At 72.5% G+C, this 25,075-nt stretch carries 21 protein-coding genes and 1 riboswitch; of the genes, 6 read left to right on the top strand and 15 right to left on the bottom strand.

What is annotated here, in order from left to right:
- Positions 1-10 precede the first annotated feature (10 nt).
- Positions 11-99, bottom strand: a riboswitch (glycine riboswitch).
- A gap of 435 nt (positions 100-534) precedes the next feature.
- The 7 genes from ACFQBR_RS16865 to ACFQBR_RS16835 form a co-directional block, all read right to left on the bottom strand.
- Complete coding sequence (locus ACFQBR_RS16865; protein ID WP_267945349.1) at positions 535-1,020, bottom strand: MerR family transcriptional regulator; 486 nt, start codon at positions 1,018-1,020, stop codon at positions 535-537.
- 438 nt (positions 1,021-1,458) lie between these two features.
- Positions 1,459-1,932: a bifunctional nuclease family protein gene (locus ACFQBR_RS16860; RefSeq protein ID WP_267945350.1), complete on the bottom strand. Its 474-nt coding sequence runs from the start codon at positions 1,930-1,932 to the stop codon at positions 1,459-1,461.
- Positions 1,933-2,103: 171 nt separating this feature from the next.
- Positions 2,104-2,646, bottom strand: a complete 543-nt coding sequence (locus ACFQBR_RS16855; protein WP_267945351.1) for an FHA domain-containing protein — start codon at positions 2,644-2,646, stop codon at positions 2,104-2,106.
- A 610-nt stretch (positions 2,647-3,256) separates the two neighbouring features.
- On the bottom strand, positions 3,257-5,761 hold the full coding sequence (locus ACFQBR_RS16850; RefSeq protein WP_344180772.1) for a mannose-1-phosphate guanyltransferase: 2,505 nt from the start codon (positions 5,759-5,761) through the stop codon (positions 3,257-3,259).
- A 204-nt stretch (positions 5,762-5,965) separates the two neighbouring features.
- Complete coding sequence (locus tag ACFQBR_RS16845) at positions 5,966-6,721, bottom strand: CDP-alcohol phosphatidyltransferase family protein (protein WP_267950432.1); 756 nt, start codon at positions 6,719-6,721, stop codon at positions 5,966-5,968.
- A gap of 324 nt (positions 6,722-7,045) precedes the next feature.
- Positions 7,046-8,437, bottom strand: a complete 1,392-nt coding sequence (locus ACFQBR_RS16840; protein ID WP_344180716.1) for a flavin monoamine oxidase family protein — start codon at positions 8,435-8,437, stop codon at positions 7,046-7,048.
- A gap of 111 nt (positions 8,438-8,548) precedes the next feature.
- The gene (locus ACFQBR_RS16835) at positions 8,549-9,364 is read right to left on the bottom strand and encodes a PRC and DUF2382 domain-containing protein (RefSeq protein WP_344180718.1); all 816 of its coding nucleotides are present in this window, start codon (positions 9,362-9,364) and stop codon (positions 8,549-8,551) included.
- Positions 9,365-9,654: 290 nt separating this feature from the next.
- On the opposite strand from ACFQBR_RS16835, the gene ACFQBR_RS16830 reads away from it, so the two are divergent.
- On the top strand, positions 9,655-10,203 hold the full coding sequence (locus ACFQBR_RS16830; RefSeq protein ID WP_344180720.1) for a chorismate mutase: 549 nt from the start codon (positions 9,655-9,657) through the stop codon (positions 10,201-10,203).
- 166 nt (positions 10,204-10,369) lie between these two features.
- On the opposite strand, the gene ACFQBR_RS16825 is transcribed toward ACFQBR_RS16830, so the two are convergent.
- Entirely contained in the window at positions 10,370-10,891 is a 522-nt protein-coding gene (locus ACFQBR_RS16825; protein ID WP_330161945.1) for a DUF6309 family protein, read from the bottom strand.
- A 133-nt stretch (positions 10,892-11,024) separates the two neighbouring features.
- The gene (locus tag ACFQBR_RS16820; protein ID WP_344180722.1) at positions 11,025-12,278 is read right to left on the bottom strand and encodes a right-handed parallel beta-helix repeat-containing protein; all 1,254 of its coding nucleotides are present in this window, start codon (positions 12,276-12,278) and stop codon (positions 11,025-11,027) included.
- Positions 12,279-12,570: 292 nt separating this feature from the next.
- Here ACFQBR_RS16820 and ACFQBR_RS16815 point away from each other — a divergent pair, with 292 nt between their 5' ends.
- The gene (locus ACFQBR_RS16815) at positions 12,571-12,834 is read left to right on the top strand and encodes a hypothetical protein (RefSeq protein WP_344180724.1); all 264 of its coding nucleotides are present in this window, start codon (positions 12,571-12,573) and stop codon (positions 12,832-12,834) included.
- A gap of 34 nt (positions 12,835-12,868) precedes the next feature.
- On the opposite strand, the gene ACFQBR_RS16810 is transcribed toward ACFQBR_RS16815, so the two are convergent.
- Positions 12,869-14,050: an amidohydrolase gene (locus ACFQBR_RS16810; protein ID WP_344180726.1), complete on the bottom strand. Its 1,182-nt coding sequence runs from the start codon at positions 14,048-14,050 to the stop codon at positions 12,869-12,871.
- Between the two features lie 586 nt (positions 14,051-14,636).
- Here ACFQBR_RS16810 and ACFQBR_RS16805 point away from each other — a divergent pair.
- From ACFQBR_RS16805 to ACFQBR_RS16790, 3 genes are all read left to right on the top strand, one after another.
- The gene (locus ACFQBR_RS16805; protein ID WP_330162382.1) at positions 14,637-14,855 is read left to right on the top strand and encodes a hypothetical protein; all 219 of its coding nucleotides are present in this window, start codon (positions 14,637-14,639) and stop codon (positions 14,853-14,855) included.
- Positions 14,852-15,412: a DUF6879 family protein gene (locus ACFQBR_RS16800; protein ID WP_344180728.1), complete on the top strand. Its 561-nt coding sequence runs from the start codon at positions 14,852-14,854 to the stop codon at positions 15,410-15,412. Before ACFQBR_RS16805 ends, ACFQBR_RS16800 begins: the two co-directional genes overlap by 4 nt.
- A gap of 847 nt (positions 15,413-16,259) precedes the next feature.
- Positions 16,260-17,063 carry a tetratricopeptide repeat protein gene (locus ACFQBR_RS16790; RefSeq protein WP_344180730.1) on the top strand — a complete coding sequence of 268 codons (804 nt, stop codon included), beginning with the start codon at positions 16,260-16,262 and terminating at the stop codon, positions 17,061-17,063.
- A gap of 21 nt (positions 17,064-17,084) precedes the next feature.
- On the opposite strand, the gene ACFQBR_RS16785 is transcribed toward ACFQBR_RS16790, so the two are convergent.
- The 4 genes from ACFQBR_RS16785 to ACFQBR_RS16770 form a co-directional block, all read right to left on the bottom strand.
- On the bottom strand, positions 17,085-17,558 hold the full coding sequence (locus ACFQBR_RS16785) for an SRPBCC family protein (protein WP_344180774.1): 474 nt from the start codon (positions 17,556-17,558) through the stop codon (positions 17,085-17,087).
- Between the two features lie 182 nt (positions 17,559-17,740).
- Positions 17,741-18,538, bottom strand: a complete 798-nt coding sequence (gene thyX / locus ACFQBR_RS16780) for an FAD-dependent thymidylate synthase (RefSeq protein ID WP_344180732.1) — start codon at positions 18,536-18,538, stop codon at positions 17,741-17,743.
- Positions 18,539-18,777: 239 nt separating this feature from the next.
- A complete protein-coding gene (locus tag ACFQBR_RS16775) occupies positions 18,778-18,918 on the bottom strand; it encodes a GPGG-motif small membrane protein (protein ID WP_267945365.1) in 141 nt (46 codons plus the stop codon).
- Between the two features lie 140 nt (positions 18,919-19,058).
- Positions 19,059-21,293 (bottom strand): anthranilate synthase component I, encoded by a 2,235-nt coding sequence (locus ACFQBR_RS16770; protein WP_344180734.1) that lies wholly within the window; start codon positions 21,291-21,293, stop codon positions 19,059-19,061.
- A 354-nt stretch (positions 21,294-21,647) separates the two neighbouring features.
- Between ACFQBR_RS16770 and ACFQBR_RS16765 the strand changes: the two genes are divergently transcribed.
- Positions 21,648-23,930, top strand: a complete 2,283-nt coding sequence (locus ACFQBR_RS16765) for a HelD family protein (protein WP_344180736.1) — start codon at positions 21,648-21,650, stop codon at positions 23,928-23,930.
- Positions 23,931-24,058: 128 nt separating this feature from the next.
- On the opposite strand, the gene ACFQBR_RS16760 is transcribed toward ACFQBR_RS16765, so the two are convergent.
- Entirely contained in the window at positions 24,059-25,039 is a 981-nt protein-coding gene (locus ACFQBR_RS16760) for an SEC-C domain-containing protein (protein WP_344180738.1), read from the bottom strand.
- Between the last annotated feature and the right edge of the window lie 36 nt (positions 25,040-25,075).

Below are 25,075 nucleotides of genomic sequence, written 5' to 3'. Positions count from 1 at the left end.
TCAGAGCGGCCTCCTCCGCGCGGTCCGTGGTGCCTGAGAGGTTACTGGGGAGTATTGCCCCGTCGGCGCCCCTGTCGGGGTCTCTCCCGCGCGGTATTGACAGCCTGCTGACGCTATGTACGCATGTGGGGACAGGGCGAATTCCACCCTTCGTCCCTGTTGTGAGTACGACGGTACTCGATCATCACCGCAGGCGCAGAGCCCGCCCACGCGTTTCGGCCACCTGTGCGCACCGGTGTGCACAGGGGTGCGCCACCTGTCGGGGGGGGTCCGCGTACACCCCTGCCTTGCCGGTGCGGTCGCCGGAACGGTCCCCGCCGCCGACGGGGCGGCCTCGGGCGCCGGGTCCCCGCGCCCGGGGCCTCGACGGCGGACCGGTCGGGCGGCCGCTCCCTGCTCGGCCCCCGGGCACACCGCAGGCCCGCGGTCGCCCGGGCACGGGCCGGGCACGGCACGGTCGGGGAACGGCTCTCGAATGCCTGCCTGCTCCGGCGCGCGCGGGCGGCACCGGTGGATGCCCGGAGGCCCCCGGGGTCAGCCCGTCCGGCGCTCCCTGCGCCGCCTGGCGAGTTCGTCCACCGGCGGGGGTGCGGAGGGGAGCTCGGTCCGCTCCTCGTCGGGGACCACGCCCAGTGCCTCCTCCAGCTCACGCCACACGTGGGCCAGCGCCAGGCCGAACATGCCCTGGCCGCGCTGCATGAGGTCCACGACCTCGTCGGGGGAGGTGCACTCGTAGACGCTGACGCCGTCGCTCATGAGGGTGATGCGGGCCAGGTCGGGGGCGGGGCGTCCGCGCAGGTGGTCCACCGCGGTCCGGATCTGCTGCAGCGATATGCCCGTGTCCAGCAGCCGCTTGGCCACCTTGAGCATCAGGATGTCGGGCAGGCTGTACAGGGGGGCGTTCTGGGCTCCGGTACGCACGCTCGGCTCGACCAGGCCGGTTCTCGCCCAGTAGTCGAGCTGACGGTAGGTGATCCCGGCGGCGGTACACGCCGCTGGGCCCCGATACCCGACGTCCATAGGCCGCGCCACCACGTCCTCTTCGCACAGTAGGCCCTGCTGCCCCGCTAGCCGCAGCGCGGACCGCCTGTCATGGGGATTCCGCTTGCCGCTCGCTACCGCCACGCCGACCTCCGGCTTCTCGTCCCGCGGCGGCCTCGACAGGGGATATCCACTCAGGGGATGGGTGCGCCGCGGGTTCCACTGCACTGACGGTAGGACTACCGACCGGCAGCGTCAACGACAGGACCCGGCGCGTCGCCAAGTGCGCGCGCCGTTGGTGCCCCGGGGCCCGCCCGGAGGCGCCCTGTGCGCCTCCACGGGTTTCGGCCCTGACCGCCACGGTCACTTCCCCAGCCCAATCTATCACCGGCACGTCGGACAAAGCCGCAGGTCGCAGCTGTGTCCCTTCTGCTTCCACGCTGGTCGGAGCCCTCGCCGCACGGACCCCGCAGCGGTCTATTCGGCCTTCCTGCCGAAGTCCTCGGGCGAGATGTTGTCCAGGAACTCCCGGAACGCCTCGACCTGGTCCTCCTGCTCGTCCGGGATCGGCATCCCGGCCTCGGCGATCACGTCCTCGTGGGCGTAGATCGGCGCACCCGTGCGTAAGGCGAGGGCGATGGAGTCGGAGGGGCGGGCGCTGACCTCCACGCCGTTGCTGAAGACCAGCTCGGCGTAGAAGATGCCGTCGCTGAGACCGGTGATGTTCACCGTGGTGAGGCCGGTGTCCAGGGCGTCCAGGACATCCCTGAACAGGTCGTGGGTGAGCGGCCTGGCCGGCGCGACGCCCTGTTGCGCCAGCGCGATCGCGGTCGCCTCCACGCCGCCGATCCAGATCGGCAGGTAGCGGTCCCCCTCGGATTCCTTGAGCAGGACTATCGGCTGGTTCGAGGGCATCTCGACCCGGACGCCGACAACCTCCATGTGCTTCACAGCGGCTCCGTCCCACGCGTCGTCATACCGGATGGGCGCTCGTCACCTGACCGCCGTCGGATTCAGGACCCGAAGGCGAAATCGGCACCCTTCGTTACAAAGCTCTCCGGCGGCGGGGGGCCGCAAACCTCATCGGCCCGCCCGCCGCCGTCGTCCGTGGTCAGCGACCCCTCAGCGGCGCGGCTTGGTCAGCAGAACCATGCGGAACTTGCCGATCTGGATCTCGTCCCCACCACCGAGTTGGGCCTCGTCGACCGGCTCACGGTTGACGTAGGTGCCGTTGAGGCTGCCCACGTCGCGGACGCCGAACCCGTCGCCGCGGCGGAAGAACTCCACGTGGCGTCGGGACACGGTGACGTCGTCAAGGAAGATGTCACTGTTGGGATGCCGTCCGGCGGTGGTCACGTCGCTGTCCAGCAGGAAGCGGCTTCCCGCGTTGGGGCCACGCCTGACAACGAGCAGCGCCGTGCCCGGAGGCAGGGCGTCGGCGTTGGCGGGGTCGTCACCGCCCAGCTCGTCGCCGGACTCCTCCTCCTCCAGGGCCTGTATCCCCGAGATGGAGATGGTGGACGTGACGTCTCCGGCGGCGTCCCCACCCGAACCGGGTCGGGGGCCCTGCTGTTCGGCCCTGCGGACGGGGGTTCCACAGTGGGAGCAGAAACGGGCATCATCCGCAACGGCGTGACCGCACTGCGTGCAGTAAACGCTCGACATAGGTCGGCTCGGCCTCCTACCGCACGGGGCGGTGCTTGATTCGGCTGATCGGTGACACGTCCCGGGTCCCGCGCGGACACCTGGTCCACACGTCGCCCGGCACGTGGTGGGGCGGTTCGCTGTCGCGGCAGCGGTGCGCCTCACACGGTCGGTCGCTAGGTCTCATCCCCCGTGTCGTACTCCTCGTCACCCCCGGTCAGGGTGTCCGCCGTTGCCGGGATACCCGGTCCGGTGGGCGACGCGGCGCTCCAGGGAACACTCGACTTTAAACCATATCCCTGTCCAGGAAGGGTTTCGCTCCTCCTCGGCCTGCCGTAGGCGCCCCGGCCGCTCGTGCGGCGCGGGGATCGGTGGACCCGGCGCCCGGGGCGCCGCCTCCACCGGTGGCCGGCCTCGGGACAGTGAAACACCTGTCCTGATGCTGATGCTCCTCCGGGGGATTTGGTTCTCGGTGAACCCCCACGGATTCGCACTGCCGTCATCGGACGGCCTCAACCTGGCGATATGTCCATTTTATCCCTCAAAAGGGCGGCCCGGAGGGCCGTGACCGCCCCGGGCGCGACGCACGGGCGGGGACGGGGGGACCGCCCTCGCCCGCGCGTCGCACCGGTCAGCCCTCGGCCCGTTCGACCACGGCCGCCCACTCGTCCAGCAGGCGGTGAGCGGTGTCGGAGTCGGGACCTTCGGCCCAAAGATGGGTCACGGCCTCCGCCGTGTCCGGGAGGACGAGCGCCCAGCTGCCGTCGGACTCCAGGACGCGGACGCCGTCCGTGGTGTCCAGCCGACGGTCCCCAGCCGCCTCCACGACGGCGCGCATGACGCTCCCCTTGACCGCCCAGGGGGTGGGCACCGAACGGCGCAGGAGGTGCGCCTGGGGGATCGCCCGGTCGATCTGGCTCAGCGAGCGGCGGTCCCTGGCCACCAGTCCCAGCAGCCGGACGAACGCGGCGATGCCGTCGCTGGTCGGGCTGAACTCGGGGACGACGAAACCGCCCCGGCCGTCCCCGGCCAGAACGACGTCCTCGCCCCCGCTCTGGACCGCCTTGGTGAGTTCGCCCGTGGCTGTGGCGGTCCAGTGCACCTCGACCCCGTGCGCGGCCGCCACCGTCTCGGCGACCCGGGTCGTGGTGACGGGAAGCGCCACCCGGCCTCCCCCGCGCTCGGCGCAGACCAGCTCCAGGACGACCAGCAGGGCGCGGTCGTTGTCGACCAGCTCGCCGTTGCCGTCCACGATGGCCAGCCGTTCGGCCACGGGGTCGAAGCGCACCCCGAAGTCGGCTCCCGACCCCGAGACGAGCTCGCCCAGCCGCTCCAGGTCGCGGTTCTGCTTGGCGACGGTGTCGGTGGGCGAGGCCTCGTCGAGCCGGTTGTTGACCGTGAGGACGTCCACGCCGATCCGCCCCAGCAGGGAGGGGAGGATGAGCGAGCCGCTGCCGCCCGCGCAGTCGACGACCACCTTGAGCCCGGCCTCGGCGACCCCCGAGGTGTCGACCGAGCGCAGCAGGTCGTGCGAGTAGTTCTCGACACCGCGCGAGGGGAAGGTGAGCTCCCCGATCTCCCCGGGGAAGGCCCTGCGGTACTCGGCGCGGGAGAAGACCCGGTCGAGCTTGCGCTGGGCCGCCGGCGACAGGTCGGCCCCGCCCCCGTCCAGGAAGAGGATGTCCACCGACTCCGGGTCGCCCGGGGTGGTGCGGAGCGTGATGCCTCCGCTGACCCCGCTCTGGGAGGTGTGGAAGCGCGCCACGGGCAGCGGCACCACCTCCAGGTCGCGCACGTCGATGGCGGCGGCCGTGAGCGCGCTGATCACCGCGCGCTTGAGCGTCCGGGCGGCCCGGGACACGTCACGGGACGTGGTGACGAGCGCGCCCTTCTTCAGGGTGGTGGCGTAGGCGTTGGCCAGGCGCACCGCCAGTTCGGGGGTGATCTCGACGTTGATCAGCCCGGACACGCCGCGGGGGCCGAACAGCGAGCGCTGCCCGCGCGACTCCCAGATGACGTTGGTGCTGACGACCGCGCCGGCCTCGATGGTCTTGAAGGGGTAGACCTTGACGTCGGCGTTGACGTAGGCCTCGGACTCGATGACGCAGTCCTCGCCGACGATCGCCCCCTCCTCGATCCGGGCGGCGGCCATGACGTCGGTGTTCTTGCCGACGACGCAGCCGCGCAGGTTGGCGCCCCGGCCGACGAAGACGTTGTCGTGCAGGACCGTGCGGTGGCAGAAGGCCTCGGACCGCACCACGGCGTTGCTGCCGACCACGGTGAACTCGCGCAGCTCCGCGCCCGCCTCGACCTTGGCGTAGTCGCCGATGAAGAGCGGGCCCTTGAGGATCGCGCGGGGGTCGACCTCCGACCCCTCGCCGACCCACACCCCGGGAGAGACCTCGAAGCCGTCGATGTCGACGTCCACCTTGCCGGACAGCACGTCGGCCTGTGCGCTCAGGTAGCTCTCGTGGGTGCCCACGTCCTCCCAGTAGCCGTCGGCGATGTAGCCGTAGAGGGGCTCGCCCTCCTCCAGGAGCTGGGGGAAGACGTCGCCCGACCAGTCGACCACCTCCCCCTCGGCGACCCGGTCCAGGACGTCCGGCTCCATGATGTAGATGCCGGTGTTGACGGTGTCGGAGAAGACCTGGCCCCAGGTGGGCTTCTCCAGGAAGCGCTGGATCCGGCCCTGCTCGTCGACGATGATGATGCCGAACTCCAGCGGGTTGGGGACCCGCTTGAGCGCGATGGTGACCTTGGCGCCGCTCTCCTTGTGGAAGCGCACCATGTCGGTGAGGTCGATGTCGGTGAGCGCGTCGCCGGAGATGACGATGAACGGCTCCCCGCGCAGGTGCTCCTCCGCGTTCTTGACGCTGCCCGCGGTGCCGAGGGGGACCTCCTCGGCGACGTAGTGGAGCTTCATCCCGAGCTCCTCGCCGTCCCCGAAGTAGTTGCGGATGAGGGTGGCCAGGAACTGGACGGTGACCACGGTCTCGGTGAAACCGTGCTTGCGCAGCAGGCGGAGCACGTGCTCCATGATGGGCTTGTTGACCACCGGAAGCAGGGGTTTGGGCTGGTTGGCGGTCATGGGGCGGAGGCGGGTCCCCTCGCCGCCGGCCATCACGACGGCCTTCATGGGAGGCGCCTGAAAAGCGCTCTCCGGGGTTTCCTCGTGGGTGCTCATCGCCGGTGCCTCCGTAGGACGGTGCCGTGGGAGGACGCGGCGGGGGACGGGTTCTCGGAGCGCGCGCCGTGGCGCGCGGTGGGACATGTTCTCATGACGGAGACGACACTCCCTTTCGATCCGACAGGACTCGCGGTGAGCCGGTCCGTCGGTGGATCAGGGTCCGGTCCGTCCCTGATCCGGGCGGCTCGGCCGGTCCGAGCCTTCGGCTACCGCTCCAGGATCGCCGTCAGCGGCCGCCGATGTGGCTGGATCGGGTCGATCCGTGTCGTGGCCGCGGACGTGGTCGCTGTCTCCGGCGACCGGTCGGTCCCCGTGGTGATCAGCGCTTTCGTCGCGGCGGGTCTGGGCCATCAGGCGCAGGCCCTGTACGGCGTAGAGCAATCCGGCCCACCAGTAGAGAGCAGTTCCCCAGAGCGCGAAGGCCCAACCTATAATTCTCGCCACATCCGCCACGGTGGACTCGTAGCCCGCGATGAAAAGCAGGGGGAACGAGTAGAGGAGGCACAGCGTGGCGGCCTTCCCGGCGAAGTTCACCGGGAGGGGCCCGTAGCCGAAGTGGCGCAGGAGCGGCAGCGCGCCGAGGATGAGGACGTCGCGCAGGACGAGGATGGCCATCAGCCACCACGGGACGATGTCCCGGATCACCAGGCCGAGCAGCGCGGCGAAGATGTAGAGCCGGTCGGCGAGCGGGTCGAGGACCGTGCCCAGGCGCGAGGTCTGGTTCCAGGCGCGGGCGATCTTGCCGTCGAGCCAGTCGCTGAGCCCGGCGAAGCCGAGCACCAGCAGCGCCCACCAGTCGGCCTGGGGTACCAGGACGAGCCAGAGGAACAGCGGCACGCCCAACAGCCGGAGCATGCTCAGCAGGTTGGGAACCGTCCAGATGCGGTCACTGACCGCCGGGCTGGCCACATCGCCCCCCGCCTCGAGTCTGCCATCTTCCGCGGATCGCCCCATGGCGCCCACGATAACGGGCGGGTGGGTCGTTTCCCGCCATCACGGGGGCCGACGGCCCCGACGTGGCCCGAGGGACGATCGTCCGCCAATCGTACCGTGTACGTTTTGGGCCTTTTACCAGCGCAGTGTCTGTTTCGGAAAGCACGGACGCGTATCCGGCCGCCTCCGGCCACGGCGCCCGCTCCCTCCCACGGGTTCCAACGAAGGGGCCTCCCCCGGGGTTCCCGGCCGCATGGGCCTCCCCCGGCGCGGCCGCTCCCCCGGACACCGCGGGGGCCGCTAGAGCGTGAGGATGCGGTCGGCCGCGCGGCGGCCCGACAGCAGGGCGCCGTGCACCGTGGCGGTGTGCTCGATCTCGGTCGCCTCCCCCGCGAAGAACAGGCTGTCCCCCACCGGGTTGTCGAGCGCCACCCGGTCCGCGTCGCCCGAGCCGACGGCCGTGTAGGAGAAGGCGCCCCGCGCGAACGGGTCGTCCCCCCAGTGGGTCACCAGGTGGTCCACCGGGTCCGGCGCCTTGCGGAACATGCCGCGCAGGGTGGCCATCGCGTGCTCGACCACCTCGCCGTCCTCCTTCCCCTCCAGGAACCGGGCCGCGTTGCCGCCGTTGCGGCTGACCAGGACCGGCGCCCCGAGGACCCGCTGTCCCGCGTACCAGTGGAACCAGGTGCCCTCCTCCGCGCCCAGGTGGACGATGACCTCCGCGTCGCCCCAGAACACCTCGTCGAAGCGCAGGAACAGCTTCTCCAGGCTGCCGTTGCCCAGGCGCTCGACGGCGTCCCGCTTCTCCTGGGGCAGCGGGGGGTCGAACCCGACCTGCCCGGCCTTGAGGACGCCCAGGGGCACGGTGACCAGGACGCGGTCGGCCGTCAGGGTCCTCTCCCCCTCGGGGGTGTCGACCCACACCCTGGCGCCGTCGCCGCCGTGGCCCACCGACAGCACGACGTGCTCCAGGCGCACGTCCAGACCGCGCGCCAGGTGGTCGGTGATCCGGTCCATCCCGTCGGGGAAGACCACGTCGTCACCGCTGAACTCGTGCCGGGCGGCGACCGCTGAGAAGGCGATCTCCTCCGCGTCCGCGCCGTGGTCGCTCTCGGCGATGCGGTGCACGATCTCGTCGGCGTCGCGGGCGCGGGCGCGTACCAGGTTGGCGTCGTAGAGGGCCTGCTTGATGCCCTCCTCCATCGACTCCTGGGGGTTGGCGCCCACGGTCCCCCAGTACATGTGCTCCTGGAGGAGGTGGACGTCCTCCATGTTGCGGCGGTGGCGGTCGAAGAGCAGCCTCCGCCCCTTGGGGTCGTAGGCGGTCTCGGTGGACCTGTTGAACACGGCGGTGCGCAGACCGATCTCGTTGACCAGGTCGGCGAGGGGGTTGTTCTCCTCGCCCCGCATCCAGGAGGCGCCCACGTCCAGCGTCGTGGAGCCGCCCCAGTCGCGCACAGAGTGGATGCGCCCGCCGGTGCGGTCGCGGCCCTCCAGGACGGTGACGCGCTCCCCCTCCCGCGCCAGGCGGTCCGCTGCGGCGAGTCCGGCCATGCCGGCGCCCACCACGACGGTGTGGCCGCGCCCGGGGCCCGCCTCGCGCCCGCGCGGTTCGACCTGCTCGCTCCCGGCCTCCCGTCCGGCGTCCTCCCCCTGCGTGTTCTCCCCGCCCGCGTCACCCGGGTCAGTCATGGAACTCCCCCTCCGTGCCGGTGACCGACACGAGCGACTGTAGGCGGTCCCCGGGCCGCGCCCGGGGACGACACCCCGCCCTCGGTCGGAACCGCTCGGCCCCGGCTCCGGTCAGGAGCCGGAGGGCTCCCCGTCCTCGTCCTCCAGTTCGATCCTCTCCCTGCGGCGCTCACCCTGGACGTGCTCCTCACGGGTGACGTCGCGCTTGCGGACGTGGACCTCCTCGACGGGCACGCGCTCCTTGGAGACGACCGGCCGCTCCTCGTAGAGCGTGAAGGTCTGATCCTCCTCGTGCATGTCCCCGGCGTCGTCGGCCCTGGTCTCGTCGGTCACCGGACGGCGCTCCATCTGGAGCTCGTCGTGATGGAGCGGGACCGTCTCGTCGTACTGCTCGGTCTCCACGTACTTGTGGAGCCTGGCGTGGCCGGCCTCGCGGCGCTCCACACCGATGTCCACACGCTCCTCGGAGCGGACCATGGAGATGTCGTCCGCCTCGGGCCGGCCCGTGTCGCCGGCCGCCCCGGCGGTTCCCGCGGTACCAGCCGCGCCGGCGCGGCCCCCCATGCCCGCCGGGGGAACGCCGCCCGCGCGCTCGCCGCCGGAGGCGTCCGCGCTGCCGTGGCGGGCGTAGTAGTCGCGGACCAGCCGCTCCTCCTCAGGGGAGATGTGCCTGTCCGCGTCGATGTTCGGGGCGTCCTTCACCGTGGACTTGTCGAAGGGCACCTGGATGTCCTCCTCCTTGGGCCGGGAGCCCTGGAGGGGCACGAGGGTCTCGTTGCGGCCGAAGAGGCCGGTCTCGACCGACACCCAGCTCGGCTCGTTCGTCTCGTCATCCAGGTAGACCTGCTTGATCTTGCCGACGTTGTGGCCCTCCTCGTCCAGGACGTGGTGCCCGATGAGATCTCCGGGTGCGCGGTCGCGTGCCATGGTCCCTCCCCTTCTCTGCGGTCCCCCGCCGGAACACCGGGTGTCCCGGCCTCGTACGACCTCACCCCTACCCCTCGTGGCCTGCGGGAAGAGCCGTGAAAGGGAGCCGCTAACGGGCCGAGGCCGAGAATTGAGCAGAAGTTTTTCCCGGCCTCCCGTCCTTGACCCGCGCGAGGGGTGCCGCTGTCCTCCATGGACGTTCGACCACGACCGGTCACTCTTGGCATGCGGACGAACACGCACGGACACACTCCAGGGGTCCCCGCCCGAACCGTCCGAAGGAATCCGCCGTGCGCCCAGCCGTGGCCGTCCCGCTGGCCGTCCTGTTGCTCGCCTGTCCCGCCGCCGGCTCCACCCGTGCCGTGGGGCCGGGCGCGGTCGTGGAACTGTCCGCCGACCGGCTCGCGACGGCCCTGCCCGTGGCGGCGGCCAAGTGGCACAGCGGCGACCCGGTCGACTCCCCCGAACGCGAGAGGGAGGTCCTGGCCGCGGCCGAGCGCCACGCGTCGGCGCTCGGGGTGGAGCCGGAGTCCGTCGCGGCGGTGGTGCGCGACCAGATCGAGGCGAACAAGACGGTTCAGCGGAGCCTGCACGCCCGATGGCACGCGGACCCCGGCGGCGGACCGGGAACGGAACCCGACCTCTCCCGGGTCCGGGCCGAACTGGACCGGCTCACCCCCGAGCTGGTGCGTGCGCTGGCCGACGCCGGCCCCGCCCTGCGCTCGCCGGACTGCGGGGCGGACCTCGCCCGGAGCACCCGGGAGGTCGCGGACGAGCGGGGGCTCGACCGGGTCGGCACAGCGGCCCTGGCACGCTCCCTGGCCTCGGTCTGCCCCTGACCCGTGCCCGGCCCGAGGGCGCCGGGGCGACGGAGGAGGGAGGCGACGGCTGGGCCCTGCCCCCGGGGCTCCGGGAGCGGGGTGCGGGCCCGAGGGGGACATAGGCCGGGGAGGGCGCGCGGGGGCGCGTGCGCGCACCCGCGCCCTCGGGGCCGGGGCCGTGGGCCTACAGGGGGCCGGCCACGTAGGCCTCCAGGCGGGGCCCGTCCGGCAGCCGCCCCCAGAGCGCCCAGGCGAGCATGCGGTGCAGGCCGTCCAGGTGGGTCAGGGCGTCCGTGCGTTCGAGCCTCTCGTAGTAGGGGTGGTCCACGGCCGAGGAGCTCAGGAAGACGGGACTGGGGTCGGCCGCGGCGTGCCAGGCCAGCTTCCCCCAGCACACCGGGTTGCTCTCGGTGTAGCGGCCCTCCCACGAGGAGAGGGTGGCCACGGCGTCGGCCACGGTCGTCCCCTCGGGGTCGACCAGCACCAGCTCGCCGCCCTCCCCCGTGTGCCAGGGCAGGACCGTCGCCAGGACGTCCTCGCGGTCCAGGGCGACCCTGTGCCACGTGCCGCCCAGCTGGCGGGAGGCGAGGTCGAGGATCCCCTCCGCGTACTCGTTGGTGCGCCGGGAGACCTCGTCGCTCACGGGGTGGGTGGCGCGGAAGCGCCGGAGCACGTCGTCGGGGGTGACGGTCGCGATGGTCTTCACGGGCTCGGCTTCCTCCGTTCCGCGCCCGACGGGGGCCGGGCGTCGAGTGCGTAGAAGGATAGACGGCCCGGGGCGCGGCCGGGAGCCCGTCCGGAGCGGTCCGGCGGGCCCCCGGCTTCGTCGCCGGACGGGATCAGCAGGTGTTGTCCCGGCTGTTGTCCCAGGTGATGTTCCGGACGACCGTGCCCGCCGCGCACGGGTTCTCGTTGAGCGCGGTGTTCACCAGCCTCAGGTTCTCGAACGTGATGTCCGAGGTGTTGGCGAACTCGGAGCGGGCGGCGATCCGGATGCCGCCGGGACCGGCGATCGTCCCGCCGTCCTCGGCGATGGTGACGTTGTGGCAGTTCTCGACCAGGACGGCGTTGCTCCCGGTCTGCGCGATGTCGACGCGCTCGATCACCGCGCCTCCGCTCTCGGAGACGCAGAAGATCCCGCGGCCGCCTCCCCGGGCGCGCACCTCGCCGACCCGGATGTTGTCCGGGTATCCGTTCCCGATCCGCCCGTTGCGGTTGGCCATGCGGAAGGCGGCGTAGCCGGTGCCCGTTCCGGCGTCCACCGCGTCCACTAGGCCGACGTCGGCGTTGACCGTGTTGTTGAGGAGCAGACCGGAGTACCCGGTGTCGCGGGCGGTGACGGTGCCGATGCTGAGCCCGTCGACGCTGTAGGTCTCCACACCGTGGTTGTTCGTGCCGGAGACGTAGACGTCGTCGATGGTGATGTCGCGGGTGGTGCGCGCGGCGTCGCTGCCCCGGCTGTCGACGCGTATGCCCAGGCCCGAGGAGAGGCGCAGGTCGATCTGGCCGAGGTGCACCTGCTGGGAGCCCCGCACGAAGACCCCGAAGTAGGGGGCGCCGGTGACCGACAGGTGGGGCACGGAGACGTTCTGGGCGTTGCGCACCCGTACCGGGGCGTGGTCCGCGGCGACCGCGCCGGAGACGTGGATGGTGCCGCAGACCTCCAGGGAGGTGTGGCTCGGCAGGTCGAGCGAGGCGTTGCCCGGGACGGTGCCCGACTGCCACACCACCACGCGCTCCTGGGAGGAGCGGCCGGGGGTGAGGCTGCCGACGGCCGTGCGCATGGCGGTGAGCATGTCACCGCCCTCGTAGAGGACGGTGCCGCCGTTGCGCGCGACCCAGGTGGAGCCGAGCAGGTAGGCCTCGGCGTCGAAGCCGCTGTCGCCGCACGCGGCGGCCGCGGTGCTTCGGTCGCTGCCCGCGTTCCGGATGTCGTGGGGCTCGGGTGCGGCCGGCGCCTGAACGGCCGCGGCGGCCGTTCCCAGGGCGAGGCCGGCGGCGAGCGCCGCGTTCAGCAGGAGGCGGCGGGCGCGTCGTCGCGGTCCGGCGGCGCGGGTCCGGCCGCGCCCTCCGGTGGTGGGGGTGGGTGTCATCGGTGCTTCTCCTGTGCGAACTCCGGGACGGCTGCGTCCCGGGAGGGGTGAGCGGGGACAGGGAGCGCTCCCAGGAGTCCGGAACCTAACACGGAAAGCGCATTCCGGGTAGCCGTGCAACTACGCACGGAACACGGGTCTGGCCACGGAGACAGGGGTTCTGGCACAATCCGTCCCATGCACAACAGCCGAGAGGACCGTGCCGCGTAGGCGGCCGGGAGACATCCGCTCCGGGGCCCCGCCCCGGGAACGACGACGACACACCGCGATCGACGGCCTCTCCGGACCCGCGATGGCCGAGATCTCGCGGCTCGAACACCGGCACCCGGAGATGTCCCCGGGGTGGACGCGCGAGCTGGTCGGGATCTGGCGGCGGTTCGTGCGCACCCCGCACCACCGGCTGTGGGAGGAGCGCGACGACAGCTGCGGCGTAGGGGAGTGCTGCGGCGACCCCCACGAGGCCCGCGTCCTGCTGGAGGCCGTGGCCCACCGCATGACCTCCCGCCGTGCCCGTGAGTTCCGGGCCCTCCTCCGGACCCTGGACGACCTCTACTGACGGCCGGGGACCGGCGCCCCCGGCCGCGCCCGGGTCAGACCAGGCGTCCGTCCCGGGCGACCACGCGCCCGGCCCGGACGACCGTCCGGCGCTGGGGGAGGTCCACCACGACCTGCGGCAGGCACTCCCCGTCCACCAGCAGGAAGTCGGCGGGAGAGCCAACGGCCAGGTCGGCGGCGGGCAGCCCCACCACCTCCGCGCCGGAGTGCGCGGCGGTGAGGTAGGCGTCGGACAGCTCCCCGTCCAGGCGCGAGCTCAGCGCCCTGGCCATCATGTGGGCGCGGTGGAGCATGTCCGCGTCCCCGAAGGGGCTCCAGGAGTCGCGGACACCGTCCGAGCCGACGCCCACGCGGACACCGTGCTCGCGCAGGCGCGCGGCGGGCAGGACCCGGGCCGCGTCGGAGGCGACCGTGGTCAGGGAGATCCCGGCGGCGCCGATCCGGGCGGCCAGCCGGTCGAAGCCGTCACCCGCCTGGGCCACGCAGAAGGCGTGGCTGACGGTGACGGAGCCGCCCATGTCGAGAGCGCGGGTGCGCTCGATGACGGCGTCCATGGTGCGCACGCCCAGGTCGCCGCGGTCGTGCAGGTGGATGTCGACTCCGACGCCGTGGCGGTCCGCGATGTCGAAGACCAGGTCGAGCTGGCCGTCGGGGTCCCCGTCGAAGCCCTCCGGGTCGATGCCGCCGACCAGGTCGGCGAGCCCCGTCCTGACGGCCTCCTCCAGAAGGCTGTCGGTCCCGGGCGAGCGCCGGACACCGTGCTGCGGGAAGGCGACGGTCTGGACGTCCAGGGCGTGCGCCAGGTTGCGCGCCGCCCGCCGGACCCCCTCCAGGCCCTCGAGCCCGTAGACGGGCGCGACGTCGGCGTGCGCGCGCATGGCCCGCGTGCCCCGGGTGACGGCGTGGGCCATGAGCCGCTCCGCGCGGACGCCGACCGGCGTGGGCGAGGTCCGGAAGAGCTCGGCGTCCTGGGCCCCGAACCCGGCGATGCCCTGTGCCGGGCTCCGGGAGTGCCAGGGCTCGCCCCAGGTCGTCTTGTCCGGGTGGATGTGGGCGTCGACCAGGGTCGGCAGGGCGATCAGCCCACCGCAGTCGACGACGGCCGTCTCCCCCTCGGCTTCCGCGGCCACATTTCCGTCTACCACGACCAGGTCGACGGGGTCGCCGCCCAGGGGGCGCAGGTCGCGGAAGACCGTCGTACGGGGCTGTTCGTCCATGGTGGGCCTCTCCACACGGGTGCCGGTACGTGCGCCGGGGACCGACCGGCCCCGGACGCGCGGCGAATGCTACGCCTCCGACCGCGCAGCACCGCAGGTGGGGCCGGATGCGGGGCTTCGCCTTGCACGGGCCGTCCGGGCGGACGGGCTCCTGAGGAGGAGGCGGATGCGCTTCACTGGAGGAGGGCCCGCCGACCACGGCACGGGAAGGGCCTCGTTCCCCACGGCCGCTCCGGGCACCGGGCGACCGCGGTCGGACGCGAACGAACCGGAGAGGGCCGTCCTACCCCGTACGTCCGACCGGTTGGGGTAGGAGACATGTGGGAGGGAAGAGACGAACGACGCCGGGGAACGCACCGATCCGCATGACACAGCCCAGATGCGCGTCCTGCTCGACGCGCTCGCCGCCGCCGACGTCAAGCGGCTGGTTCGCGCGTCGCGTGAGAACGATGGGGACGAAGTGGAACGGATACGGCGAAGGTACGTGGAGGGCTGAGACCAGATGTGACCGAAAGCCCTACGGCGCAAGGGGTCCGTGTTAGCTTCGAAGGCCTGGGAACGTTCTACTGGGCCCGACCGGAGAGCCATGGAACTGGAACTGCTCGCCAAGGACGACAAGTCGGTGAACAAGGGCTGCCCCTCCGTCTACCTGAGCGATACGGGTGACTTCGTCGTCCAGGGCGCCGGCCTCGACGACGCCGACTTCGCGAAGCTGGTCGATCCCCTGCCGGGCGAGACCGCGGTCCGCATCTCCCCCGAGATCGTCCTCGCCGCCGTCGAACGCTTCCGGCGGAGGGACGCGTGACCTTGGCAGGTGTCCGCTCCCGGCCTGTGGGCGGGGACGAGTTCGACCGATTCTTCGAGGACTGCCGGTACACGGCGTTCCGGCTGGAGACCCTCCAGGTCTACGACGTGGGCTACGAGAAAGAGGCGTTCCGCCGCTTTCTTGAGGACGGGGAGGTCATCACGTCCGAGTCGCACGAGTCCTGGGCGCGCCTCGTCGGCGGAAGCCGACGGTTCAGCCGGGTCCACGTGGTCGTCGAACCGCTGACCGACTACCTTCGGTTCGCATCGGTGTGGGGTTACCGCCCCAGCGTGCAAGCGGGCGAGGAGGTCAACATCCTCCCCGTCACCGAGGACACCTGGCCCGAGGGCATCCCGCGGCACGACTACTGGCTCTTCGGCTCCGAGCGGCTGGTGCGCATGAACTACGCCCCGGACGGCACCATGCTCACCCCCGAACTGGTCTGCGACCCGCAGGAGATCGTCCGGGCCAACGCGGTACGCGTCCGGGCCCTGCACCGGGCTGTCCCCTTTCCCGAGTACGAGAAGCGTTTCGACGCCGACATGCATCCCCTGTGACCGACATCGACAACCACCGGACCGCGAACACCGTGCACGGCAGCCCCGATACGGCGGTGCAAGCGGGTCTCGCGCACGGCGGCATCCATATCGTCTCCGGGTCCGCCAGATCCGTTCGGGTCCCACGACAACTACCGCTGGCCGCCACCGCGTTCGTGGACCGCACCGCTCATCTTCAACACCTGGACGCGCCGGCAGCCGAAGCCGGGACCGGGGTTCCGGTCGCGGTGCTCGTCGGCCCACCGGGTGTGGGCAAGACCGCTCTGGCCGTCCACTGGGCGCACCGGGCGCGCGACCGGTTCCCCGACGGGGACCTCTACGCCGGTGTCCACGGGCACGGACCCGGCCCACGCGCCGAAGCCGGCCAGATCCTCGACACCGTCCTGCGTGCTCTCGGCGTCCCACCGGACCGCATCCCCTTGGACCTCGACGGCCGTGCGGCCCTGTACAGGTCCGAGCTCGACGGCAAGCGGATCCTGGTCGTCGACGACGTGCTCGACCCCGCGCAGGTACGCCCCCTCCTGCCGGCGTCACCCGGTTGCATGGTCGTGGTGACCAGCCGCAGCGCGCTGGCCGGGCTCGTCGCGCGCGAAGGGGCCCGGCGTCTCGCGCTGGGCGTCCTTCCCGTGGCCGATTCGGTGAACCTGCTACGCAACACGGTCGGGGTCCGGGTGGACTCGGAACCGCGCGCGGCACACGAACTGGCCGAGCACTGCGCACGCCTCCCCCTCGCTCTCCGAGTGGCCGCCGAACGCCTCATCGCCCGGCCGGACGCGAGCTTCCCTGGCTCGACTCTGTCCGTGACGCGCTGGATTGGTTCGAGACCGAGCGTACGAACCTGGTCGCCGTGGTGGGTGCCGCTCTGGAGCACGGCCACCACGGCACCGCCTGGAGACTGCCCGCGACCGTTTACGGTCTGTTCGAGCTGCGCCGGTACTGGCACGAGTGGCGTGACCTCCACACCCTCGGTCTGCGGGCGGCCGAGAGCGCGGGCGACGCCTTCGGAACGGCTCGCAACCGCCTGGGGACGGGCGACGCCCAATGGCTGCTGGGCGACCTGGACGCGGCCGTGCGCCACTACCGGGCTGCCCTGGCCTCCAACCGCGAGGCCGGTGACCCGTGGGTGGAGGGGTTCGCTCTGCGCCGACTCGGTGTGGTGGCCTGGCAACACGGCGAGCGCGGCGGCGCCGTGGAGACCGTCGAACGGGCCATCGGGGTCTTTCACGAGGCGGGAGAGCGGCGGGGGGAGGCCATGGGGCTGCTCGGCCTGGCCGACTTCCGCGCGGACCTCGGCGGGTTCGACACCGCGCTCGGACACTGCCGGGTCGCGATTCGGATGTTCGAGGACATCGGTGACGTGTGGAGTACGGCGTGGGCACGCTGCACGCTGGGGCGGATCCTCACCGGTTCGGCTCGGGCCGGGGATGCGGTGGCGGAGTACTTGTCGTCCATCGAGGTCTTCGAGGAACGTGACGACCGGGACAGCCGGGCAGTGGCACTGATCGGGCTGGCGGAGGCCCGCGTCGCCCTCGGCGACGGGGAGGGCGTCCGGGAGGCGCTGGGAGCCGCCCTGGACTACCTGCGCGACCACGGCGACCCCCGTGCCGAAGATGTGGAGGCGCGGCTGCTCCGGCTGGCCGCCGACGGCTGAGGCGTGCGCGCCGGCGGGTGCTCAGGCCTCGACGTGGGCCGCGAGGTTGGCCAGGGACGAGGCCAGACCGTCCTCGTGGTCGGCCTGCGAGATGCCCCGGGGCACGTCGGTCGCCTCGACGGTCACCTCGGTGCCGTCCTCCGTCTCGGCCAGCCGCCAGGTCATCGTCATCGTCCCGGCGAACGCGGGGTCCTCGGACTCGAAGGCGACGCGCTGCACGATCCGCTCCCCCGGGACCAGCTCGGCGAAGCCGACCTCGGTGACGTCGCTGGCATCGGAGGTCTTGCCGTGTCCGGCGGCCGGGTCGAGGTAGGTCAGCACCATGCGGAAACCTCCGCCGGCCCACGGCTCGAAGCGTTCCATCCGGCCGGTCATCCCCTCCGGCGGCAGCCATGCCTCGAGGGAGCCCGGATCGGTCATGGCGCGGTAGACCGCGGCGGCGGACGCCCGCACCGTCCTGGTCCCCCGGTCGGTACGCGGTTCCTCGCCGCCCATGCCCACGGTCCTTCCGCTCGGGTGCTCCTTACCCACGAACCTAGCGGACGCGGTCCCCCGGCGCGGCGCGGGGACGCGGTGCCGCGCCCCCGTGCGAACGGCCCGCCCGCCCGGGGCGAGCCGGGTCGGACGGGCCGTGTGCCGGCGCGGGACCGGACCGGCCGGTCGCGCGCGGAAGGGGGTCAGACCTTGCGCCACCGCGGCACCCACGCGCCGTCCTCGACCTCGTAGTCGCCGAAGAGGGCGGGGGCCTCCTTCTTGAGGGTCTCGCCGATCAGGTGGAAGAGCAGGCGGATCTCCTCCTCGGCGCCCGGGGCGGTGCGCGCCTCCAGGGTGTGGCGCAGGGTGCGCACGTTCGCGGTCCACACCAGGCCGGTGGCGACGCCCTCGGGGGCGAAGCGGCGCATGAAGGACGTCTTGTGCTTCTTCTCCGCGAACTTGACGCCGTCGTCGTCCAGGCCGAAGTGGTCGGCCATCCAGAGCTGGAACTCCTCCATCTGCTGGAGCATGGCCGTGGCCCGCTCCATCAGCTCCGGGTCCTCCTCCGCCCAGTCCGGGAACCAGAACGGCAGGTCGCTCAGGCGCACGAAGCGCAGCGACTCCTGCGAGACGGCGACGCCGGGACGGTGCCGGATCAGCTCGTGGGTGAGCACCCGGGACACGTTGTGCAGGACGAAGCTGAAGCTGACGTGCTCCAGGACCGAGCCGTGCAGGCTGGCCAGGATGTTGCCGAGGTACTGGTCCTGGTCGGTGCGCACGCGCGTGACGTTCGGGTTGAGGCCCGGCTCCCAGGAGCGGTAGCACAGGCGCCCGGCGAACTCGGCGAGGTTCTGCGGATCGTTGAGGTGCGCGTCGAGCTCGCCGCGGTCGAACCGCTCGATCCACGCCTCACCGCCGACCTCCTTGAGGTAGTCGGTGATCGCGTCGTAGTCGACCTGCGGACGCGCGACCAGACGAACCTGCGGCTCGACCCTCTTCACAGCACTGCCTCCCGTTCGGTGGGCCCCGCCTCCGGGCACGCGTGAACACCGTGACCAGGGGTTCCGGGGGCACGGGGGCGTGTGTGGGGGCGGGGCCGATTAGCCTCACCCGAGGGTACACGTCCGGGGACGGGAGAGGGCCGGGTGTCCTCCTGGGAGGACACCCGGCCCTCGGACCGGTATCGGTGGTGTCGGCGTGGTGGAGGTTTCCCGCTCGGCGGCGGGCCTGCCTTCACCGGCTAGAGGCCGTAGAAGGTACCGGGGGCCAGAACCAGCCCGACGACGATGGAGATGATGCCCCAGAGGAGCTGTCCCCGCAGCACTCCGAGAACACCGGCGACGATGAGGATGATTCCGAGGATCGTTAGCAAAATACCCATACACAACCACTGTCCTATAACGAAATCATCAAACAGCGTGCGGTGATTTGTTTTGCTTTGGTGGCATCGGTGCAGGTGAGGAGGCCCGCACGTGGCACAGGCCACGCGCGGGCCCGGATCCGCCGTCCCCTCCGGAGGCGTCAGTCCCGCGCCAGGCGCAGTGCCCGCGCCACGATCCCCTCCCCGACGCTCGCGGTCAGGATCGACTCGGGGTGGAACTGGACGGCGTACCGGCGCGTCGCCGGGTCCTCGATCGCCATCACGACCTCCTCCCCGTCCGCGCCGTCTTCCAGGACGGCGGTGACCTCGAAGCCCTTCACCAGGTCGGGGAGGGTGTAGGTGGAGTGGTAGCGGGCCGCGGGGAAGGCCTCCTCCTCGCTCAGCCCGCTGAGGAGCCGCCCGCCGGACACCCTGACGCGGCCCGGCTTGCCGTGCACCGGATCGGCCAGGGTGCGCAGCTCGCCGCCGGCGTGCTCCACCATGCCCTGGAGGCCCAGGCAGACCCCGAACACCGGCAGGTTCCGGGCGGCGAGGGCGTCCAGCAGGGCGGACATCCCGAAGTCCTCCGGAAGGCCGGGGCCGGGCGAGACCACCACCAGGTCGGGGGCGAGCCGGTCCAGGAGCGACGGGTCGAACCCGTAGCGGACGGTCGTGACCTCGGCCCCGTGCCTGCGCACGTAGTCGGCGAGGGTGTTGACGAAGGAGTCCTCGTGGTCGACGAGCAGGACCCTCATCCCCTCGCCGGGCAGGTCCGCCGCGGGGGCCGCGACCGGTTCCGGGACCGCGGGCGCCCCCTCGGCGGCGAGGGCCTCCCGGCGTGCGGCCTCCTCTCCCAGGGCGAGGGTCTCCAGCAGTGCGCGCGCCTTGAGGAAGGTCTCGCGCTCCTCCGCCTCGGGGTCGGAGTCGTAGAGGAGGGTGGCGCCCACCCGCACGGCGGCCACGCCGTCACGGATGTGGGCGGTGCGCAGGGTGAGGCCGGTGTTCATGGAGCCGTCGAAGTTGACGACGCCGACGGCGCCTCCGTACCAGCGGCGGGGGCTGGACTCGTTCTGCTCGATGAACCGCATGGCCCAGGTCTTGGGGGCGCCGGTGACGGTGACCGCCCACATGTGGGTCAGGAAGGCGTCCAGCGCGTCGAAGTCGCGGCGGAGGGTGCCCTCGATGTGGTCCACGGTGTGGATGAGGCGGGAGTACATCTCGATCTGACGGCGGCCGATCACCCGGACGCTGCCGGGCTCGCACACGCGCGACTTGTCGTTGCGGTCCACGTCGGTGCACATGGTCAGCTCGGACTTCTCCTTGACGGAGGACAGCAGCTCCTGGATGTTCTCGGCGTCCCCGAGGGCGTCCTCCCCGCGCCGGATGGTGCCGGAGATCGGGCAGGTCTCCACGCGCTGGCCGGTCCCCGGCTCACCGGTGACCCGCACGAACATCTCCGGGGAGGCGCCGACCAGGTACTCGCCCTCCCCCAGGTTGAAGAAGAACTCGTAGGGCGCGGGGTTGCGCTCGCGCAGCAGCTCGTAGAAGCGCGCGGGCGAGGAGCAGCGGGCGTAGGTGCGGTGGCCCGGGACGACCTCGAACAGGTCGCCCCGGCGGAACTTCTCCTTGGCCCGGGCGACGACCTTGGCGTAGGAGCCCGGTTCGGGCCCCTCGGGAACCTCCGAGGCGACCACGGGCGGGGTCGGCTCGGTCTCGCGCGGCAGGCCCTCGGTGGTGGCCTCGGGGCGGTCCCCCTCGGCGGGGACGGTGAACTCGTAGGTGTAGCGCACGCAGGTCTCGCGCTTGCGGTCGCGGACGATGACGGCGTCGGGCAGGTGCAGGACCAGGTCGCGGTCGTCCGGGTCGCGCTCGATGTGCTCTTCGATCGGCTCGAACTGGAAGGACAGGTCGTAGCCGAACGCCCCGTACAGGCCCAGGTTGGCGTCCTCTGGGCTGCGCAGGGAGGCGATGACGGCCCGCAGCGCGGTGAAGACGCTGGGGCGCCGGCTGCGCTCCTCCTCGGTGAAGAACGCGTCGGGGTCGGGTTCGGGGACGACGACGCAGACCTGGTCGCGGTCGCGCCCGTCGGTGGCGCCGACGGTGCCCAGCGCCCGGGCCAGCACCGGCAGGAGCACGCGTCCGCGGTCGTTGAGGGCGGTGGCGGTGACGCGGCGTCCGCGGGTGGTGATCTCCAGGCACGGGTCCACGTACCCCAGGTGCCAGCGGTCGTAGCGGCCCGGGTACTCCATCCCGGAGGAGAGGACGCCCCCGCGCCGGTACTCGACCGACCGGACGAGGTCGGTGAGGACCTCCGGGTCGCAGGGGGTGGCGCTGCGGTGGACGGTCACGCCGCCCGGGGTGCTGTACGTGGTGGTCTGTGTGGCGCTGGCGTTCACGGCCGGTCCTTTTGCGCAGTGTGCGGACGGGATGACCGCACCGGCCGGGGCCGTGAAAACACGAACGACCGCCGGTCCGGGGCGGTCGCTGGGGTATGCGAAATCGGAGCACCGCCTAGAGGCGGCGCCACCACTGGGCTCGGGGCGAGGTGGTTCGCATGGGCCCGAGTGTAGCGGGTGCGAGGGGGCTCGGGGAGTCCGACGGGGAAGTCGGCGCCCGTGTCCCGCAGGAGGAGTGCGGGACGCTGGACGAGCCGGTCGGTCGGGGAGCGCAGGACTGTGCTAAGCTTCGGAACCCACTGTGCCTTTCCGAGCAAAAACATAGTTACCTGCAACAGGTAGGATATCAAGCACATGCAGTTCTGTCAAGACGGCGCCGGGGAGGCGTCACCGGAGCAGTCCGCACTGGCCGCGGAACAGGCCCGGGTCGGCACGATGTACGAGCGGCTCGACGTCCTGCGCGCCCGCACCGCCGAGCAGCTCGCCGAGGTCCAGCTCGACGCGCAGACCGGCTACGCGGCGCTCGTGGAGCGCGAGACGCGCGCCTACGAGCACGCCCGGCGCCGCGCCCAGCTCAGCGCGGTCGAGGAGGGGCTGTGCTTCGGCCGGATCGACTTCTCCCACGACGACGGCCCCGAGGCCCGCTACGTGGGCAGGATCGGCCTGCGCGACACCGAGCACGAGACCATCCTCGTGGACTGGCGCGCCCCGGCGGCCCGGCCGTTCTACGCCGCCACCCCCGGTGACCCGCAGGGGCTCACGCGCCGCCGCCACCTGCGGGTGCGTCGGCGCAGGGTGACCGGACTCGACGACGAGGTGTTCGACTCCGCCGGCCTCTCCGAGGGCGACCGGCGCCAGCTGGTCGGGGAGGCGGCACTGCTGGAGTCGCTGCACCGCGAGCGGACCGGGCGGATGGCCGACATCGTCGCCACCATCCAGTCCGAGCAGGACCGGGTCATCCGCGCCCGGCTCGCCGGGATCCTCGTCGTCCAGGGGGGACCGGGCACCGGCAAGACCGTCGCCGCCCTGCACCGCGCCGCCTACCTGCTCTACACCCACCGCAACGTGCTGGAGCGCCGCGGGGCGCTGGTGGTGGGCCCCAACACGGCGTTCCTGCGCTACGTGAGCGACGTGCTGCCCTCCCTCGGCGAGACCGACGTGGTGATGCGCACCCTCGGGGAGCTGTTCCCGGGGGTGGAGGCGACCGCGCACGACGCGTACGCGACCGCCGCGGTCAAGGGCTCCCCGCTCATGGCGGACCTCGTCGCGGCGGCCGTGCTCGACCGCCAGCGCACTCCGCTGGAGGCGTTCGGGTCGGGAGACCTGGTGGTGGAGGCCGACGCGGGAGCGCTCACCGTCCCGGAGGAGGCCTGCCGGCGGGTGCTGGACACCGCGCGCGGGCTTCCGCTGGCCCACAACACGGCGCGCAAGTACGTCGTGCGGACCCTGCTGAGCGAGCTGGCGCGGGCCGAGTCCGTGCTGCTGTCCCGCCCCGTCCAGGACGACGACCTGCCGTTCGTGGGCGAGCGGCTCTGGCACGAGGCGCCGGTGCGGCAGGCGCTGGACGCGCTGTGGCCGGACCTGTCGCCGGAGCGGCTGGTCCGCGAACTGCTCACCGACGCGGCGGCGCTGGAGCGCGTCGGCACGCGGGTCGGCCTGGACGAGGCCTCCCGGGCGGCGCTGCTGCGCTCCCCCGGGTCGCCGTGGACGGTCGAGGACGTTCCCCTGCTGGACGAGGCCGCCGACGTCCTGGGGCGCGACGACACCGACGAGCGGATCCGGGAGCGCCGGGCCGAGGAGGAGCGCGCCGAGGAGGTGCGGTTCGCCCAGGGCGTGCTGGAGTTCACCGGCCTGGCCGAGGACGAGATGATGAACGCGGAGGCCCTGGCCGACCGGCACCGCGACAGCGGCCCGCGCCGCACCACCGCCGAGCGGGCGGGCGAGGACCGGGAGTGGGCGTACGGGCACGTGATCGTGGACGAGGCCCAGGAGCTGTCGCCGATGGCGTGGCGCACGGTGATGCGGCGGGTGCCCACCAGGTCGTTGACCGTGGTCGGCGACGTGGCCCAGACCGGCAGCGCGGCGGGCGCCCGTTCGTGGACGGACGTCCTGGAGCCCTACGCCCCCGGCAAGGTGCACGTGGAGCGGCTGCTCGTGAACTACCGGACCCCGGCGCCGATCATGGCGGTGGCCGCCGACGTGCTGCGCGAGGCGGCGCCCGGCGAGGAGGTCCCCGAGTCGGTGCGCGAGGACGGTGAGCCGCCGCGCGCCGTGCGGCTGGCGTCGCTGTCCGAGGGGCTGCCGGGGATCGTGGCCGAGGAGGCGGCGGCGGTCGGCGCGGGCCGCGTCGCGGTCGTCACGTCGGACCGCCGCCTCGCCGAGGTCGCGGAGGCGCTTCCGGACGCCGCCCGCCCCGGCCCGGTCAGGGACGCCCTGGAGGAGTCGGTGGTGGTGCTGACCGCGACCGAGTCCAAGGGGCTGGAGTTCGACTCGGTGGTGGTCGTGGAACCGGACACGCTGCTGGAGCAGCCGCGCGGCGCCAACGACCTCTACGTGGCGGTCACGCGCGCCACCCGGCGGCTGACGGTCGCGCACACCTCCGACCTGCCCGAGGTCCTCAAGCGCCTGGAGGGGTGAGAACGGGCCCCGGCCACCGCGTCGGCGGCGTCGAACAGGTCCTGGGGCCGGTCAGCCGGGGGCGGCGGACGATCCGCCGCCCCCGTCCGTCTGCAGGGGCGGGAGCGGCGTGCCCGGGACCGCGGGGCTCAGCGCACGGACGGGGACCCGCAGCACTTCTTGTACTTGCGCCCCGAACCGCACCAGCAGGGGTGGTTGCGCCCGGGGGGCCAGGGGGCCAGGCGCCCGGACTCCGGGGACAGCGTCCCGGCCCAGAGCCGGAGGGCATCGCCGTCCGCCGCGTCGAGTCCTCGGGCGCCGGCGAAGGCGCCCAGTTCCTCCGGGGTGGTGAGGACCGTGGCCAGGAGGGCGCCGGTGTGTTCCGCGGACTCCGCCCGCAGGGACCGCTCGACGCCGTGGTGGTGGGCGTCCGTGTCCGCGTCGTCGGACAGGAGGCCGAGGTTCCGGGCCTCGGGGAGGGCGTCCCGCGCGAAGGCCGCGTGGACGACCGGGCCCCGGCCGGGGACGGCGTCGTCGGCCCGGTCCAGGGCGGTCTCCAGCGACGACGGCGCCCCGTCCGCCGCCAGGGCCGCGCGGTCGTGGGCGTCCGGGGCGAGTCCGAGCCTCTCGCGGGCCACGGCCCGGCCGACGAGCGGCAGGAGTCCGTACGGGTCCAGCTGGGAGATGATCTGCGCGGGCTGGGCGAGGATGGCGCGACAGGCGACGTTGTAGCAGTACAGCGCCTTGTCGAGGTCTCCCTCGCGGGCGAACTCGTCGGCGAGCACGACGGCCGTGGCACGGCCGAGCACCCCGGGGCGCATGAGCCCCTCGATCAGGTGGTCGGCCTCGTCCACGCGGCCCTCGGCGCGGAGGGAGGCCGCCAGCATGTGGGTCGCGTACTGGCGGTGGTCGGGGTTCGGGGCGAACTCCCGCAGTGTCTCCAGCAGATCCCGCGCCGTCCGCGGGTTCGTGGGGCCCAGCCCCTGAGCCGCGTTCAGGAGGATCTCCCCCGCCTCGTCCGGGGCCGCCGCCAGGTCGTCCAGGTACCGCTGGGGCAGGTCCATCTCGAAGAGGGCCCCCACCAGTTCCGGGGGGAGCGGGGACGGGGGCAGGGGTGCGCTGTCGGTCATGCTCCCAGGTTAGGAGCGGCCCGGACCTGCGGTGAC

Origin of the sequence: Nocardiopsis tropica, assembly GCF_042660575.1 — a bacterium.
Lineage (GTDB): Bacteria > Actinomycetota > Actinomycetes > Streptosporangiales > Streptosporangiaceae > Nocardiopsis > Nocardiopsis tropica.
This window is presented reverse-complemented; position numbering and strand designations above follow the sequence as displayed.